Genomic DNA, 14,836 nt, shown 5'->3' with positions numbered 1-14,836 from the left:
CAGGTGGCAGCGCATCTTGTACGTGCTGCTCGGCGCGACGGCGGTGGCCGTGATCGTCGCGGGCGGCTGGTACGCCTGGTCCGGCTTCCGGGAACCGGACACCTGCACCGACGGGATCGAACGGATCGACGGCGAGTGCATCGGTGTCAACGGCGAGGGCTACGACTTCGGCAATCCGGAGATCAAGGACGTGGCCCGGGACATCGCGGACCAGAACGCGGCGATCAAGGACCAGCCGCACGTCACCGTGGCCATGATGCTGCCGCTCCAGTCGGACCGCGCGGCGCTGCGCCGGCAGATGCGCAGCGACCTCGTGGGCGCCTACCTGGGACAGCTTGAGGCCAACAAGGGGCAGGGTGAGCCACCGAGGATCCGGCTGGTGCTGGCCAACCCCGGGCGCAACTACGCGCACCAGGACAAGGTCGTGGACACCCTGTTGCAGATGGCCGACTCGCCCGAGGACCAGTTGCGCGCCGTCACCGGCTTCAACCTCAGCCTCGATGCGACGGAGGCCGCCGTCAAGCGTCTGACCAGCCACAAGATCCCGGTGCTCGCCTCCAGGATCAGCGGGGACCGGATCGCGAACGAGGACCAGGCGAACGGCATGACGAGGTCGCGGTTCCCCGGCCTGGCCCGGATCATCCCCACCAACCACGACGCGGCCCAGGCGCTCGCCGACTTCAACGGCGACCAGGGCCGGGAGGACCGCAAGACGGTACTGGTCTACGACGAACGCCCGGACAGCTACAACGAGTCGTTGAAGAAGGCCTTCAGCGGGATCAAGGAAGTGGGTCCGGCCGGTCCGGACGCGATGCCCTTCAGGTCCCCGGCGCTCGACGAGGAGGGCTCGACCGGTAACCAGTTCACCCGGATGGCCGACAACATCTGCGACTCCGAGGCCGACACCGTCTACTTCGCGGGCCGCACGCTGCACCTGCGCCTGTTCGCGCTCAAGCTCGCCCAGGTGGGCTGCAACGACCGGCGGCACTACACCATCATCAGCGGTTCCGACGCCGCCTCCCTCCAGCAGTCCATGAGCGACAAGGACTGGGCGGCGCTGCGCGGTGCGGACGGCACGGCGAAGGTGACGGTGGAGTACGCCGCTCCCGCCCACCCGGACGCGTGGAGCACCGAGCTGACCCGCTGGAACGACGACTGGTACAAGGACCACGACCGCAAGCCCACCAAGGAGGAGGTCCCGCAGTACCTCACCGAACCCAAGGCGGCGCTGGAAGCCCTGGAGCAGCAGATCACGAGCACCCTGAACAGCGGCGTGAAGCTCGGCTTCGACCCGGACCCGAAGGACCCCCGGTCGATCCTGGAGGACTCCCGCACGATGCTCGTGTACGACGGCCTCGTGACCATCAGCCAGGCGGTGCACCAGGCGCAGCAGGGTGGCGCCGACGCGGTGCCCGGCCGGGAGGACGTCAGCACCCAGTGGCTGTCGCTCCAGGCCCGGCACCGGGTGAAGGGCACCAGCGGCCTGATATGCCTGACCAGCGGCGGCAACGCGTACGACAAGCCAGTCGCCGTCGTCCAACTGGACCCGGGCCAGAAGGGCCGCGGCAAGCTGAAGTTCGTCGGCCTCGGCTGGCCCACCGGCCGGGAGCAACCGAAGAACTGCGTGATCCCCAGCCGCACGCCCTGAGCGACGCGGCCTCAGCACTGCCGGGAGGTGGTGCGGTGGTCGGCGTGGCTTCCCGGCACGAACTCGTCGTCATAGCCGACCGTGGCGGGCGGCGCCGTGTTCACCGCGCGCAGGAAGGGTCCGGAGGCAAGCGTGAGAGCCGTGCACACGCTCACCGCCCCATGCGCTCCGCACCGCCACGAAGGCCCTCGCCGCCACCCCCCGGCGGTGCGCCTTCGGGCCCCTCAGGCGGTGCGTCGCCGCCCGGACCGGCCGGCCGCGTACGCGCTTCCGGCATCCGCGCTCTGCGCCGAGCTGCCGCGGTCCCGTGACTTCGCTCGACGTCGGCCGACGAGGTTGCGTGTCGATCGCCCCATGAGAGGCAGCTCTCGACCAAGGCCTGCCGTTGTGTGCAACAACGACGTGAGTGATGCGGTTGACGGGCGGTGCCCGCTTCGCCTCAGTGCGCGAGTTCGGCCAGGCTGCGTAGTCCCTGGAGCACTTCGGTGGCGGTGGGTGCGGCGGCAGGGTCGCTGAAGTGCTGGATCATCACACCTGACATCAGCGCGAGCTGGACGCTGCCGAGGCTCCGGACGGTCTCCCCCGTCACCTCGCTCTCCGGAACGCCGGTCAGGATCGCCGCCATGCCGCGACGGCCCTGTGCCGTGCCTTCGGCCAGCGCAGTGCGGAGTTCCGGCTGGCGCTGGGCCTGCATGAACAGCTCCACCGAGGCCAGCCAGAGGTCGGGGTGGGCGGCGAAGTCCGCGATGAGGTTGTCCCACATCTGCGCGAAGTGGCGCTTCGTGGACCCGTCGGCGTCGGGGACGAGCGCACGGCCCATGGCGTCCCCCCATTCGTCGAGGATCTCGAACAGGGCCTGGTTGAGCAGGGCTTCTCGGGAGCCGTAGTGGTAGCCGATGGCGGCCATGCTGACACCGGCCGCGGTGGCGATGTCGCGGACGCTGGTGCGGTCGTACCCCTTCTCCCGCAGGCACGCCTTGGCGCCGAGGAGGAGGGCGTCACGGTTCCCCATGCGCGACAACCTATCACCCGACTTGCGCGACCGCATCAGACAAACGTTCTGCGCGATCGTTCTATACAACTGTATTGCGCGGTCGATCCAACCCGCTCTACAGTCCTCGCCATGAGACACATCAAGAGCTTTTCCCAGTGGTGCACCGCTGCGCTGGCGCTGGGAGGACTGGGCTTCGGCCTGACCGCCACGCCGGTCGAGGCGACGCCGGCCGCCGCGCCGACCGTCGTCGGCACCACGGAAGGCAGGGTCCGCGGTATGACTGACGGAGACCTGCGCACGTTCCAAGGCATTCCGTATGCGGCACCGCCGGTCGGCGCACTGCGGTGGGCCTCGCCGAAGCCGGCGGCGGCCTGGACCGGGGTGCGCGAGGCGACCGCTCCGGGTGCGCCCTGTGCACAGCCGAAGGGCCTTCCCATCGGGGTGCCGAGCGAAAGCGAAGACTGCCTCTACCTGAACGTCACCGCACCCGCCGAGTCCGGCGGCAAGCGACCGGTGATCGTATGGATCCACGGCGGCAGCCTGATGTACGGAACGGGGGACATGTACGGGCCGGACCGGCTGGCCGCGCGGGGCGCGGTCGTCGTGTCGATGAACTACCGGCTGGGAGTGATGGGCTTCCTGGGCGATCCCGCGCTCAAGGACGCGGACGGGCTCGGTCTGGAGGACCAGCAGGCGGCCCTGCGCTGGGTCCGGGCGAACGCCGCGGCGTTCGGCGGCGACGCGAACAACGTCACGATCATGGGCCAGTCCGGCGGCGGCTACAGCGTGTGCGACCACCTCGCCTCCCCTCGGTCGGCCGGCCTCTTCGACCGGGCCGTCGTGCAGAGCGCCCCCTGCGCGACGGGCGGTACCCGAACCCGGGCCGAGGCAGCGGCCGATGCCAGGAGGGTCGCCACGGCGGTGGGCTGCACGGGGAAGAACACCGAGGACACGGCGGCCTGCCTGCGCAGCACGCCGGTGGCTGCGCTGCTGGACGCGTACGGACCGGACAACGAGCCGCGGCCGATCGCCGGTACGAAGCTGATGCCGCTGTCCCCCGCGCAGGCGCTGCGCACCGGGCGGTTCAACCGGGTACCGGTGCTCGTCGGGGTGAACCACGACGAGGAACGCGGCCGCGTCCTCGGCCAGGAACTGGCATCGGGTGCGCCGATGAAGCCGGCGGAGTACGAGCCGGCCATCCGTGAGCGGTTCGGCGACCAGGCCGATGCCGTACTGCGCCGCTACCCGCTGGCTGATTTCCCCTCAGCGGGCGAAGCCCTGGCGACGGTCCTCACGGACTCGGCGTGGTCCGCCCCGACGCTCGACACCGCGCGCCTGCTGTCGGCGTGGACGCCGACTCGGATGTACGAGTTCAGCGAGCGCGACACCCCTTGGTTCAGGGGGTACCCGGCACCCAGCTTCGACCCGCGCGCCCAGCACATGTCCGAGCTGGCCTACCTGTTCGACCTGGACCTCTTCCAGGAGGTGCCTCAGGAGCAGGACTCGTTCAGGGCACGGATGATCGACACATGGGTCGACTTCGCCGCCTCCGGCCGGACGGACTGGCCCGCTTTCAGCGGTACGCACGGATACGTGCAGTCGCTGGCCTCGGACGACTGGAACCGCACGGACTTCACCGGGGACCACGCCTACCCGTTCTGGGAGAGCCACCGTTGAACGCCCACTGCCGGCCTCGCCCACTGCCTGCCATGCGCGCGCCGGCTCCGAACTGATTCCGTGCGGTCTGTTCGGCCCGATGCGCCGGGGGACGCCGGGCGAAGCCGTTCGAGGCCGGTGCCGTAGTGGCGCACCGCCGACGCGACCCCGCTGCTCCGTGCATGTGCGCGGGCCGTTGCCGACCGGGCCGCGGCTCGCGCCGCGCGGGGTGGTCGAGGGAACGAGGGGCGTCCGCCCGGTCAGCCACCGGCGCTGCCCGACGCGCCGTCCGACCGCAGGGTGAGCAGCGTGATCTCGCTCGACGCGAAGACGCGGAAGGGCGGTCCCCAGAAGCCGGTGCCCCGGCTGGTGTAGAGCTGCGTCCGCTCGCCGTGCCGGCTCAGGCCGTGCACCGTCGGCTGGTCGAGCCGGACGAGGAAGTTGAACGGCCAGATCTGGCCGCCGTGGGTGTGGCCGGAGACTTGCAGGTCGATACCGGCAGCGGCGGCCTCTCGGACGTACTTGGGCTGGTGGGCGACGAGCAGGACCGGCCGGTCCGGGTCCGCACCCGTCAGGGCGCCGAGCAGGTTCGGACGGTGCCCGGCCAGTCCCGAGGACTCCGCGGTCACGTCGTCCACGCCCGCGAGCACGAGGGCGTCCCCGCCGCGCTCCACCACGACATGGCGGTTGTGCAGCGGCTCCCAGCCCAGTTCCGCCATGCGGTCCAGCCACCCCTGGGCTTCCCCGAAGTACTCGTGGTTCCCCGTGACGTAGACCTTCGCCTGCCGTGCGCGGACCGTCCCGAGCGGCGCGGACTGCTCCTGGCGCTGGGCGGGGGTGCCGTCGGCGATGTCGCCGGCGTGGATCACGACGTCCGCGTCGAGTGCGTTGACCGTCTCGGCGACCCGTGCCGACCAGCCGGCCCGGTCGATCGGCCCGTAGTGGGTGTCGGCCAGTATGACGACACGGGTCCCGTCCAGACCGCCGCCCAGCCGCGGGATGTGGACGTCCACCTGCTTCACCCGGGGCACGCGCATGGCCTCGTGGTGTCCCCAGGCCAGCAGCCCGGCCGAGACCACGGCGACGGACACGGCGACGGCCCTGGCCCGGCCGGCGCCGGCACCGCCGATGTCCAGGCCGATCAGCACGAGGTGCGCCAGGCCACCCAGCGCCGACCAGGTGAACAGCACCCAGATCACCCCGAGGGTGCTGTCCGCGAAGCGAGCCGCCCGGTCGGCCCGCCGCTGCCCGTGGCCCGCGACCATCAGGAAGGGGAAGGAGACCAGCCAGCAGGCGAAGACGACCGTGCCGGCCAGGAAGACCGGGAACGGCCAGTCGACGCCGGAAGCGAACAGCGTCCACCAGGGCAGGAAGAACAGCATGGCGAGGACGAGGAAGACCACGGTCCCGCCCAGCCGCCGACGCAGCGATGGCCGCGGCCGCGCGTTCCCGTCCGCGTCCCCGTCCGCGTTCCCGACCGTGTCCCCGCCCTCGGTCTCGGTGGCCGGCGCAGGCGCCGACCCCGCCTCGGCCTCGGCTCGAGTGACGGCCACGACGCTCTCCGACCCCCCGCCGGCCGCCCCGAGGTCCGATTCCGATCGGAAGGATTCGCTGTCTATCACTGCGCCGCCCCTCACACCCGCTGTCTCGCCGTCAGTCCCATCATCCAGTCCCCATCATCCGCCACGCGGTGCGCAGGCGAGCGCGGTCCCGCCCGCGCAGTCGCCAGCACCGATCGGGTGACTTCAGCGGCTGTGCTTGGTGAGAGCGCCGTGACGGCGGTTCAGCATGGGGACGGAACGCAGCTTTTCCATGCCTTTCCACCGATTCTTCCGTTGCACGTTTCCGTTGAACGTTTCCGCTGGACGAGGAGAAGACGACCGATGCGACAGGGTCCGCTGGCCGGCCGCTATCCCGCGGTGGCGGCGATGGTCGTTTTCATGCTGGTGCCGTACCTGGCTCTCTCGGCGGCTCTGGGGCCCATCACCACGCTGATCGCCAGGGAACTGGGCATGAGCCTCCAGGCGATGAACGTGACGTTGGGCCTGGCCAATGCCGGCTACGCGGTGGGGACGGTGCTGGCGGTGCAGTTGGCGCAGGTGCTGCCGCAGCGGCGGATGCTGCTCGTCTACGGCACGCTGCTCGTGATCGGTTCCGTGCTCACCGCGGCGGCGGTCGACCCCGCGATGTTCATCATCGGACACATCCTCCAGGGCCTGTGTACCAGCCTGCTGCTGATCGCGGCCGTACCGCCGCTGATCATCGGGTATCCGGCGGCCAGACTGCGTTCCACCGCCGTGATCATGAACCTGTGCATCTTCGGCGCGGTCGCGGCGGGCCCGGTGGTCGGCGGCGGCCAAACCTCCGCGCACGGCTGGCGGCCGTTGTTCTGGATCACCGCCGGGATCGCCGTGGTGGCGCTCGTGCTGTCCGTCCTGACCTTCGAGGACACCCCGCCGGCCAATCCGGGCGCGCCCGTCGACCACATCGCGCTCGTGCTGGCCGCCGTCGGGTGCGCGGCCGTGTTCTTCGGCGCTTCGGAACTGCTCACCCACTCCTTCCTCAACGCCCTCACCTGCGGGCCGCTGATCGGCGGACTGCTGGTGATCGTCGCCCTCTTCGTCCACGAGTACACGGCCAAGCGTCCGCTTCTGTGCGTGCGGAGCCTGCTCAGCACCCTCCCGGTCGCCGGCATTTTCGCCGCCATCTGCGCGGCGGCCGCGTCGGTGGCGGCGATCTCGCTGACCCTGACGTCGCTCACCCGCCACATCACGCCCCTGCGCCTGGGGCTGCTCTACCTCCCCGAGTTCGGCGGTGCGGTGATCACCGCGATCGTCTTCGGCACCGTGTTCCGCACCCGCCTGCTGCACTACTACGCCCTCGTCGGCATGGTCTTCCTGAGCGTCGGCATCGTGGTCATGAACGCGGCGGCCCCGCCCACGAGCGCGCTGATCGCCGTGGGCTCGGGCCTGGTCGGCATCGGTGTCGGCGCCTCCGTCGTGCCGGCGCTGTTCATCGCCGGCTTCTCGCTGCGCTCCAGCGAGGTGCAGCGCGTGTTCGCGATCGTCGAGCTGCTCCGGGCGGTCGCGGCGTTCATGATCGCCCCGGTCCTGCTGTACGTCGCCACCACCGTCGGGAGCGACATCGACTCGGGCACCAGGACGGCCCTGTGGATCTGCTTCGGGATCGCTGTCATCGGCACGCTGGTCGGCGTCACCATGTACGTGCTCGGCGGGGTGCGCCCACCGGCACCGTCGGTGGAGGGCTGGATGAGCGGTCAACGGCCGGGATGGGACTCCCCGCCGCTCTTCGCACGGTTCGCGCCGGGCAGGGAGCGGGACGACGCCTGCCCGTAGCCGTCCGCGGCGTGCGCTTGCCGCGCTCGGGCGAGTAACGCCAGGTTAACGCGGCGGACTGTTGCATGTACTTCGAGCACGGCACCGGCCACTCGGCGCCGGTGCAGCCACCTCAACGGGAGGAAACCACCGTGAAGAAGTACAAGAAGCTGATCCTGGCCGGCGTGATCGCCGTCGCGCTGGCCGGTGGCACGGGTGCCGCGATGGCCGCCGGCGGCGGGTCGGAGAAGGGCCACAGCAGCGTCACGAAGGACGACGGCAAGCCCGGCTTCCACAAGTCCGGCGTCCCGGGGGACGGCACCGGGGACACCGGCTCCGCCAGCGACAGGGCCGACACCCACTCCGCCACCAGCAAGGGCAAGGGCAAGGACACCGAGTCGTACCGCACCGCGCACAAGAGTGACAGCGGGGCTCAGGAGCAGGGCAAGACCGACGTCACGAAGGACGACGGCAAGCCCGGCTTCCAGAAGGACGGCACCGCGCCCGCCAACGGGGAGAAGCCGGAGACCCACACCTACCGGGCGCACTGACCCGGTACCGCGCGACGGCGGAGCAGTGGCCGGCGCCGGCCCTGCTCCGCCGTCTTTGCGAGAAAGCGTCTTTGAAAGAAAGGATGGCGAGGACATGCGGGTGTTGGTGGTGGAGGACGAGGGCCTGCTCGCGCACACGATCGCCGAGTGGCTGCGCGAGGAGGCGCACGCCGTCGACGTCGCCTACGACGGGGCGACCGCCCTGGAGCGCGCGGGCGTCAACGACTACGACGTGGTCGTCCTCGACCGCGACCTGCCGCGGGTGCACGGTGATGACGTCTGCCGCCAGCTGATCGAGGCCGATTCCCCGGCGCGGGTGCTCATGCTCACCGCGTCCGCAGCCGTCACCGACCGGGTCTCCGGGCTGTCCCTGGGCGCCGACGACTACCTCACCAAGCCGTTCGCGTTCCCCGAGCTGGCCGCCCGCGTCCTCGCCCTGGGCCGCCGCACCCGCGCCACCTCGGCACCGGTGCTGCGCCGCGCCGGTATCACCCTCGACCCCACCAGCCGGGCGGTGACCCGCGACGGCCGGGCCGTCGCGCTCACGAACAAGGAGTTCGCGGTGCTGGCCGAGCTGCTGGCGGCCGGCGGCGCCGCCGTCTCCGCCGAGCACCTTCTGGAGAAGGCCTGGGACGAGCACATCGACCCGTTCACCGGCGTCGTGCGGGTCACCATGCTCAAGTTACGCCGCAAGCTCGGCGATCCACCCGTCGTCGAAACCGTCACCGGAGTGGGGTACCGCATCCCATGACCTCGACCTCTGCCAGGCCCCGCCGCACGCGCGCCCGCCTGAGCCGGCTCCGGCCTCGCCGTCTCACGCTGCGCGCCCGGCTCACCCTGGTCTACGGCATCCTGTTCCTGGCCGCCGGCATCGTGCTGCTCGGCACCACCTACGCGCTGTTCAACCAGCAGCTGACCAGCGGCGGTTCCGGGCTCAGCACGCACAGCGAGGGCGAAGGCGAGGGCGAGGGCTCCAACGGCGCACCGCCCCCGGACCACAGCAGCGTCGGGTCCGCCCGCTCGTCCTTCGAGGACAAGGAGAGACAGCGGCTCAACGACGCCGCCACCACCACGCTCCTCACCCAGGGCGGCATGGCCCTGGGCGTCGTCGGTGCCGCCGCCGGCGGCCTCGGCTGGCTCATCGCCGGTCGCGTCCTGGCGCCCCTGCACCGGGTCACCGACACCGCCGCCCGTATCGCCGCCGCCCCCACCGCCGACCGCAGCCTGCACGAGCGCATCGCGCTGACCGGCCCCGACGACGAGGTCAAGGATCTCGCCGACACCTTCGACACCATGATCGAACGTCTCGACCGCTCCTTCGACGACCAGCGCCGCTTCGTCGCCAACGCCTCCCACGAACTGCGCACCCCGCTCACCCTCGGCCGCGCCCTGGTGGAGATGGCCATGCACCGCAAGACCGCCTCCGACGACATCAAGCAGGTCGGCGAGCAACTCCTGGACATCAACGCCCGCCACGAACGGCTCATTTCCGGCCTGCTGCTGCTGGCCGGTGCCGAGAGCCACATCCCCGAGCCGACCCCCGTCGACCTCGCCGAAGTCGTCACCCATGTGGTCGCCCGAAGCGCCGAGGAGACCCGGCAGGCGGGGATAGCCGTGCACACGGAGCCCGGCACCGCCCCCACGATCGGCGACCCGCTGCTCCTCGAAAGCATCGTGAAGAACCTGGTCGACAACGGTGTCCGGCACAACATCGCCGACGCCGGAGGCTGGCTCCGCGTCATCAGCCGCAGCCGCGCCGACCACGTCGAGATAGAGGTGAGCAACACCGGCCCCGACGTGCCCGCGTACGAGATCCCGTCGCTCTTCCAGCCCTTCCGCCGGCTGGGCACCGAGCGCCTGGTCACCGCCAAGGGATCCGGCCTCGGACTGTCCATCGTCCGCGCCATCGCCCGCGCCCACCGTGGCAGCGTCACCGCCCACCCCAACAAGACCGGCGGCCTCACCGTCATCGTCACCCTCCCCCGGCACAGCCCGCCGGCCGCGGGCCCTCGTGGCGTATGAGGCGGTCAGTTGCCGTGATCGGCAAGGGTCTTGAGATCGCTGACGGTGTAGGCGAGATCGAAGTGGAATCCCCTGCCGGTGCGCTGGACGGCCAGGTCGGCGAGTTCCTCGCCGTGAGCGGGAAGGAAGGCGAGGTCGCCGGTGCCGACCCAGGCGTCACTGACGGCGACGTCGCCCAGCACGGCCATGACCAGTTCATGGACGGCGGGCTTGTCGTGCAGCCCGGCGGCCAGGCGGGGGAAGTGGCGGAGGTTGACCACGGGCCGGTTCATCAGGGCGGCGGGGTCAGGGACCGGCTGCGCCAGGGTGACCATGGCTTCGGCGATGCGCTGCCCGGCGGCGGAGGCGGTGGCGGCGAACCGCCCGCCCGCACCGAGAACCGGGGTGCCCGGGCCGCCGACGGAGTAGGCGCGAGTCTGGTGCACGGCGCCGAGCTTCTTGGGGAAGCCCTGGACCCAGCCGCGTGCCATGGCCGAGTCGTTGTCGACGTAGATGTAGGGGCACCACGCCACGGGGGTGTCGTTGTAGCGGGCGTCCAGGTTGATCAGGAACTCCTTGTACTGCGAGCGTGCGGGGTCCAGATACTCCAGCCCACCGGCGGAGTACTGCCAGTCGATGAACATCGCGACGCCGCGGCCGGCGGAGTCCGGATCGGGCGTCAGGCCCTCGGGCAGGGTCGCGGCGACGGCATCCGGGCTGGTGAAGAACTCCACGCCCACCACGGTGCCGGCGTAGTGCCACGGCGGAGCGGGCGCCAGGTTCGCGATGCCGCGGGGAGACAGCGGGACGGTGTAGCCCTTCATGGTCGAACTCCTTGGAGAAGAGACCCGGATCGGGGAAGCGCCTGAGAACCGGGAGGACACTGAGAACCGGGAAGAGACTGCTAACCGGGAAAGAGACTGGGAACCGGGAAAGAGACTGGGAACCGGGAAAGAGACTGGGAACCGGGAAAGAGACTTCGAGACGGCGAAACGATACGTAGCGTTTCACTCGCTCGGCCGCGAAGGTAGCACGCCTTGACCCCTGAACGAAACGATCCGTATCGTTCTAGTCATGGCACTGGTCTTTTCCTCCGGCTCGGTGGCCGGTGGGCCGCGTTCTGCTGCGAAGATCCTGGACGCGGCACGGGGGGTCCTGTCGGGGCAGGGGTACACGGCGCTGACCGTCGAAGCCGTCGCGGCGGCCGCGGGCGTCGGCAAATCGACCATCTACCGCTGGTGGCCCAGCAAGGAAGCACTCGTCGCCGACGCACTCGCCGAGATCTTCCGCGCCGAGGAGATCCCCGATCTGGGCGACACGCACGCCGAACTGCGCCACGCCGTGGACATGACCATCGACAACTACGCCAACGAGGACATGGTCACCTCGCTGCCCGCACTCGCCGCCAGCCTCCTCCCCCACCCCGAACTCATGGCCCGGTTCCGGGAGGCCTTCCTGTACCGCAAGCGCGAGAACATCGCCGCCGCACTGCGCCGCGGAATCCAACGCGGCGACCTGCCCGACGACCTCGACACCGACCTCGTCCAGGACATCTGGGCCGGCACCATCGTCTACCGACGACTCATGACCGGCTCCCCCCTCGACGCCGACCTCGCCGAACACCTCGTCCGCCTCGTCACCGGCAACCCCCCGCTGCGCGCTGTCCACCGGTGACATCCACCCGGTGAGGTCTACGTGTCCGCAGCGCAGAGCGACGGGACGCTCGCGGCCGGCAAGAAGATCCGTACGGCCTGGCCCTGCACGAACACGGGAGGAGAGCCGAGGACATGCCGATGGGCCCGACCGCCGAAGCAGTCGGGCCCATCGAAGTGCCCCGTGAGGGCGCGGCGGAGGATACGAGATTCGAACTCTCTGACCGTTGCTCCCAACACGCTTTCCACATATTCGTCCGGGGGTTCGGTGGTGTGCGGTGGTGTTCTGATCTGGGGTGGAGCGGGGTGGCGGATGACTCGTGAACGGTGTTGGACGGGGGTGAATGCAACCAGAACTGCAACCACGGACCGACGTCTTTCCGCGGGCCAATCAGTCTTCCTCAGGCCTGCAATGGATACTTCTGATACTCGGCGCAGGTCTGGCACTGACGTCTCGCGGTACGGTCCGTGTTGCGTCAGCCTCGGTCGCTTCCCTCTGCTGCACGCTCGCAGAATCTGAGCAGGCACGGCTTCTGCGGGCGAAGACCTGCCACTGTGGCCCAAGCGCATCCGTATGCGCCGGCACGAGGACCGGCTCACGACCCAAGAGACCTACCTGTGCGAACGGCTTCTGACCCAGCCGACCAGAGCGCCGCAGGCGTCTTCGTGGATGATCTCCCGACCGTTCGCGCACAGGAGCAGGCAAAGGTGTACGCCGAACTCCTCGATGCTGCTACCAGGGAGGCCGGAGCTGGGGGCTTGGCGATCGGGGCGCGTGAGGCTGATCGGCCAGGCTTTGCAAGGTATTAGCGGGCCCGTCCGGAGTCTCCTTTGGGGCCGAGCAACCCGTGATGTGGCAGAGCGCGAGCGGCGGCGAGGGTCTGTGCGCCAACCGCTCGTACTGCGCAACAATGCCTGTGTCAGGGTCGGTAGATGCACTCCGCAATCGTTGAGTGCTTCTTCCAGCCCAATGTCTCGTACAGCGCGCGACCGGCGTCCGTCGCGCCGAGAACGCCCATATCCGCACCCCGGGCCGAGGCATGGTCAGCGAGTGTGCGCATCACGAAGTTGCCCAGTCCACGCCGCCGGTGCGCCTCCGCAGTCACCACCCGGTCCACCACCGCGGCCTCGCCGATGATCGCCGCCTGTCCCTGAGCTGCTGGCTTGCCCGCCTCGTCCAGCACGCGGACGTGGATGACCTCGTGGAGGTACTCGACGTCCACGCCGTACCCCTCGGGCGTGCACGGTGTCGTGGCCGTCAGGTCGATGGCCATCAGATGGCCGGTCTCTTCCCAGGCCACCATCCACCCCGACGAAAGCCAGGGTTCGACTTCCCCGGGCTCGGCGGGCATCTTCATCCAGGTCCGCGGGATCCTCACGGAGGCAGCCGCGCTACGGACCAGCGACTCCTCGGTCTCGGGGAGGACATGACGTCCCACTTCGGCGGGATTGTCGGCCACCGCTATGTAGTACCCCCAGGGCTGCTCGACCGGCGGAGGCGTCCGCCGTGACACAGCCCAGCCCGCTACCCATGTCCTGACGGTGTTCGCAAGCATCGAGCCCTCCCGCCGTAGGGACCGCATCCGCAGCCCACGTAATACCCGCTAAGCCTTTTCGCGAGGCCAGCGAGTGGTCGGCTTTGCGAAGACGCGCAGCAAATGCTGTACCAGCAGCGCCAGGCCGCCGAGCACGCCGAGTGGCCACAGATCTAGCCCGTTCACCGGGCGCGAGCCTCACCTCACCGCCTGCTTCACAAGCGCAGCGATCTGCGCCTCCACCTCGGCCGTCACCTCGGTCAAGGCGAAACCGGCCGCCCACATCGTTCCCTCATCCAGCCTCGCCTGGTCGCTGAACCCGAGCGTTGCGTAGCGCGCCTTGAACTTCTCCGCGCTCTGGAAGAAGCAGACGACCTTGCCGTCCAGCGCGTAGGCGGGCATCCCGTACCAGAGCTTCGGCGCGAGCACCGGGGCATTGGCCGTGATGACGGCATGGACGCGCTCGGCCATGATCCGGTCCGAGTCCTGCATCTCGGCGATCTTCGCGAGCACGTCCCGCGCCGCCTCTGCCGCCTTGTCCGCACGCGAGCTACGGCGCGTCCCCGTCTTCAGTTCTTGGGCGCGATTCTTCATCGCGGCCCGCTCCTCGGCAGTGAATCCCTCGTGCGTGCCGCTCGTGGTGTTGCTCATGGCGGATCTCCCCTTTTTGAGGATCGTGAGGTCGTGGATCGTCGACGTACGGGCGGTCACATGCCGCCGCACCCGAGAACGGCACGCTGCGTGCCGATCGAGTCTGAATACTGCGCGGAGCCCCCGGCATTGTCAACGGCACGCCCAGTGCCGTTACGATGGCGCCATGACCGACACGCCCGCCACGCCGAGGCGCCGAGGCGCCGCGCGCACTGAAGGACTGCTGCAGGTAACCCTCGATCTGGCCGCGGAGGTCGGCTACGCGGGCCTGAGCATCGAGGCGGTCGGTCGAAGAGCCGGGGTCGGAAAACACACGATCTACCGGCGCTGGCCGTCCATGTCAGCGCTGCTGCTCGACGCGCTCAGTCGCGTGTGGACCAGCGACCTGGACTACCGCGACACCGGGGACGTCCGCGCGGATCTGCGCGAACAGTTCCTTCACTCGGGCCTTGCCCTGTCCAGCCCGCCGATCGGCCCCGTCTACCGTGCCGTCATCGCCGAGGCGCAGTCCGACTCCACGCTGCGGGCGACCCTGCACGAACGTTTCCTGGCGACCGTCGAGCAGAGCACCCTCGACCGGATCGTCCGCGCTCAGCGCACCGGTGAACTGGTCGCGGAAGCGAATCTGGAATTCGCCGCCGAGGTGCTGTGCGGCACGCTGTACTACCGCAGCCTGCTGTCGACCCGCCCCATCGACGAGGACGCGGTCGACGGACTGCTCGACATGTTCATGGCCGCCTACGGAACCAGCAACGAAGACTCGACCGCACAAGTCCGGACCCAAGCGCCCGATCCGAGGAGCGCGTAGGTCGC

The 14,836-nt window shown here is 69.9% G+C and carries 15 protein-coding genes; 9 read left to right on the top strand and 6 right to left on the bottom strand.

Features of this window, described 5'->3' with window-relative positions; genetic code table 11:
- The first annotated feature begins 22 nt into the window (after positions 1–22).
- Positions 23–1,648, top strand: a complete 1,626-nt coding sequence (locus NQO67_RS09165; protein ID WP_255949628.1) for an ABC transporter substrate-binding protein — start codon at positions 23–25, stop codon at positions 1,646–1,648.
- 11 nt (positions 1,649–1,659) lie between these two features.
- Here the strand turns inward: NQO67_RS09165 and NQO67_RS09160 are convergent, their stop codons facing one another.
- Positions 1,660–1,803: a hypothetical protein gene (locus tag NQO67_RS09160; protein ID WP_255949235.1), complete on the bottom strand. Its 144-nt coding sequence runs from the start codon at positions 1,801–1,803 to the stop codon at positions 1,660–1,662.
- A gap of 284 nt (positions 1,804–2,087) precedes the next feature.
- Positions 2,088–2,660, bottom strand: a complete 573-nt coding sequence (locus tag NQO67_RS09155; RefSeq protein ID WP_255949233.1) for a TetR/AcrR family transcriptional regulator — start codon at positions 2,658–2,660, stop codon at positions 2,088–2,090.
- 111 nt (positions 2,661–2,771) lie between these two features.
- On the opposite strand from NQO67_RS09155, the gene NQO67_RS09150 reads away from it, so the two are divergent.
- Entirely contained in the window at positions 2,772–4,319 is a 1,548-nt protein-coding gene (locus tag NQO67_RS09150) for a carboxylesterase/lipase family protein (RefSeq protein WP_255949231.1), read from the top strand.
- Positions 4,320–4,558: 239 nt separating this feature from the next.
- On the opposite strand, the gene NQO67_RS09145 is transcribed toward NQO67_RS09150, so the two are convergent.
- Positions 4,559–5,725: a metallophosphoesterase gene (locus NQO67_RS09145; RefSeq protein WP_255949627.1), complete on the bottom strand. Its 1,167-nt coding sequence runs from the start codon at positions 5,723–5,725 to the stop codon at positions 4,559–4,561.
- A gap of 456 nt (positions 5,726–6,181) precedes the next feature.
- Between NQO67_RS09145 and NQO67_RS09140 the strand changes: the two genes are divergently transcribed.
- From NQO67_RS09140 to NQO67_RS09125, 4 genes are all read left to right on the top strand, one after another.
- Complete coding sequence (locus NQO67_RS09140) at positions 6,182–7,654, top strand: MFS transporter (protein ID WP_255949229.1); 1,473 nt, start codon at positions 6,182–6,184, stop codon at positions 7,652–7,654.
- 65 nt (positions 7,655–7,719) lie between these two features.
- Positions 7,720–8,184, top strand: a complete 465-nt coding sequence (locus NQO67_RS09135) for a hypothetical protein (protein WP_255949227.1) — start codon at positions 7,720–7,722, stop codon at positions 8,182–8,184.
- Between the two features lie 94 nt (positions 8,185–8,278).
- Positions 8,279–8,935, top strand: a complete 657-nt coding sequence (locus NQO67_RS09130) for a response regulator transcription factor (RefSeq protein ID WP_255949225.1) — start codon at positions 8,279–8,281, stop codon at positions 8,933–8,935.
- Positions 8,932–10,206 carry a sensor histidine kinase gene (locus NQO67_RS09125; RefSeq protein WP_255949223.1) on the top strand — a complete coding sequence of 425 codons (1,275 nt, stop codon included), beginning with the start codon at positions 8,932–8,934 and terminating at the stop codon, positions 10,204–10,206. The genes NQO67_RS09130 and NQO67_RS09125 overlap by 4 nt, the downstream gene beginning before the upstream one ends.
- Before the next feature lie 5 nt (positions 10,207–10,211).
- Here NQO67_RS09125 and NQO67_RS09120 read toward each other — a convergent pair whose 3' ends face one another.
- On the bottom strand, positions 10,212–11,009 hold the full coding sequence (locus tag NQO67_RS09120; RefSeq protein ID WP_255949221.1) for an acetoacetate decarboxylase family protein: 798 nt from the start codon (positions 11,007–11,009) through the stop codon (positions 10,212–10,214).
- Here NQO67_RS09120 and NQO67_RS09115 point away from each other — a divergent pair.
- Together NQO67_RS09115 and NQO67_RS09110 are read left to right on the top strand one after the other, a co-directional pair.
- Positions 11,008–11,226, top strand: coding sequence for a hypothetical protein (locus tag NQO67_RS09115; RefSeq protein WP_255949219.1), 219 nt, complete (start codon positions 11,008–11,010; stop codon positions 11,224–11,226). The genes NQO67_RS09120 and NQO67_RS09115 overlap by 2 nt on opposite strands.
- A 33-nt stretch (positions 11,227–11,259) precedes the next feature.
- Entirely contained in the window at positions 11,260–11,859 is a 600-nt protein-coding gene (locus NQO67_RS09110) for a TetR/AcrR family transcriptional regulator (protein WP_255949217.1), read from the top strand.
- Positions 11,860–12,757: 898 nt separating this feature from the next.
- On the opposite strand, the gene NQO67_RS09105 is transcribed toward NQO67_RS09110, so the two are convergent.
- Entirely contained in the window at positions 12,758–13,195 is a 438-nt protein-coding gene (locus NQO67_RS09105; RefSeq protein ID WP_255949215.1) for a GNAT family N-acetyltransferase, read from the bottom strand.
- Positions 13,196–13,570: 375 nt separating this feature from the next.
- Complete coding sequence (locus NQO67_RS09100) at positions 13,571–14,023, bottom strand: iron chaperone (RefSeq protein ID WP_255949213.1); 453 nt, start codon at positions 14,021–14,023, stop codon at positions 13,571–13,573.
- 166 nt (positions 14,024–14,189) lie between these two features.
- On the opposite strand from NQO67_RS09100, the gene NQO67_RS09095 reads away from it, so the two are divergent.
- Positions 14,190–14,831, top strand: a complete 642-nt coding sequence (locus tag NQO67_RS09095; protein ID WP_255949211.1) for a TetR/AcrR family transcriptional regulator — start codon at positions 14,190–14,192, stop codon at positions 14,829–14,831.
- The last annotated feature ends 5 nt before the right edge of the window (positions 14,832–14,836 follow it).

This window comes from Streptomyces odontomachi, from assembly GCF_024435355.1.
GTDB lineage: Bacteria > Actinomycetota > Actinomycetes > Streptomycetales > Streptomycetaceae > Streptomyces > Streptomyces odontomachi.
This window is presented reverse-complemented; position numbering and strand designations above follow the sequence as displayed.

Bases quoted from the DNA above. Each gene is read 5' to 3' on its own strand.
- NQO67_RS09155 (WP_255949233.1), bottom strand. From the start codon at position 2,660: ATGGGGAACCGTGACGCCCTCCTCCTCGGCGCCAAGGCGTGCCTGCGG.
- NQO67_RS09150 (WP_255949231.1), top strand. From the start codon at position 2,772: ATGAGACACATCAAGAGCTTTTCCCAGTGGTGCACCGCTGCGCTGGCG.
- NQO67_RS09140 (WP_255949229.1), top strand. From the start codon at position 6,182: ATGCGACAGGGTCCGCTGGCCGGCCGCTATCCCGCGGTGGCGGCGATG.
- NQO67_RS09135 (WP_255949227.1), top strand. From the start codon at position 7,720: ATGTACTTCGAGCACGGCACCGGCCACTCGGCGCCGGTGCAGCCACCT.
- NQO67_RS09130 (WP_255949225.1), top strand. From the start codon at position 8,279: ATGCGGGTGTTGGTGGTGGAGGACGAGGGCCTGCTCGCGCACACGATC.
- NQO67_RS09125 (WP_255949223.1), top strand. From the start codon at position 8,932: ATGACCTCGACCTCTGCCAGGCCCCGCCGCACGCGCGCCCGCCTGAGC.
- NQO67_RS09115 (WP_255949219.1), top strand. From the start codon at position 11,008: ATGGTCGAACTCCTTGGAGAAGAGACCCGGATCGGGGAAGCGCCTGAG.
- NQO67_RS09120 (WP_255949221.1), bottom strand. From the start codon at position 11,009: ATGAAGGGCTACACCGTCCCGCTGTCTCCCCGCGGCATCGCGAACCTG.
- NQO67_RS09110 (WP_255949217.1), top strand. From the start codon at position 11,260: ATGGCACTGGTCTTTTCCTCCGGCTCGGTGGCCGGTGGGCCGCGTTCT.
- NQO67_RS09105 (WP_255949215.1), bottom strand. From the start codon at position 13,195: ATGAAGATGCCCGCCGAGCCCGGGGAAGTCGAACCCTGGCTTTCGTCG.
- NQO67_RS09100 (WP_255949213.1), bottom strand. From the start codon at position 14,023: ATGAGCAACACCACGAGCGGCACGCACGAGGGATTCACTGCCGAGGAG.
- NQO67_RS09095 (WP_255949211.1), top strand. From the start codon at position 14,190: ATGACCGACACGCCCGCCACGCCGAGGCGCCGAGGCGCCGCGCGCACT.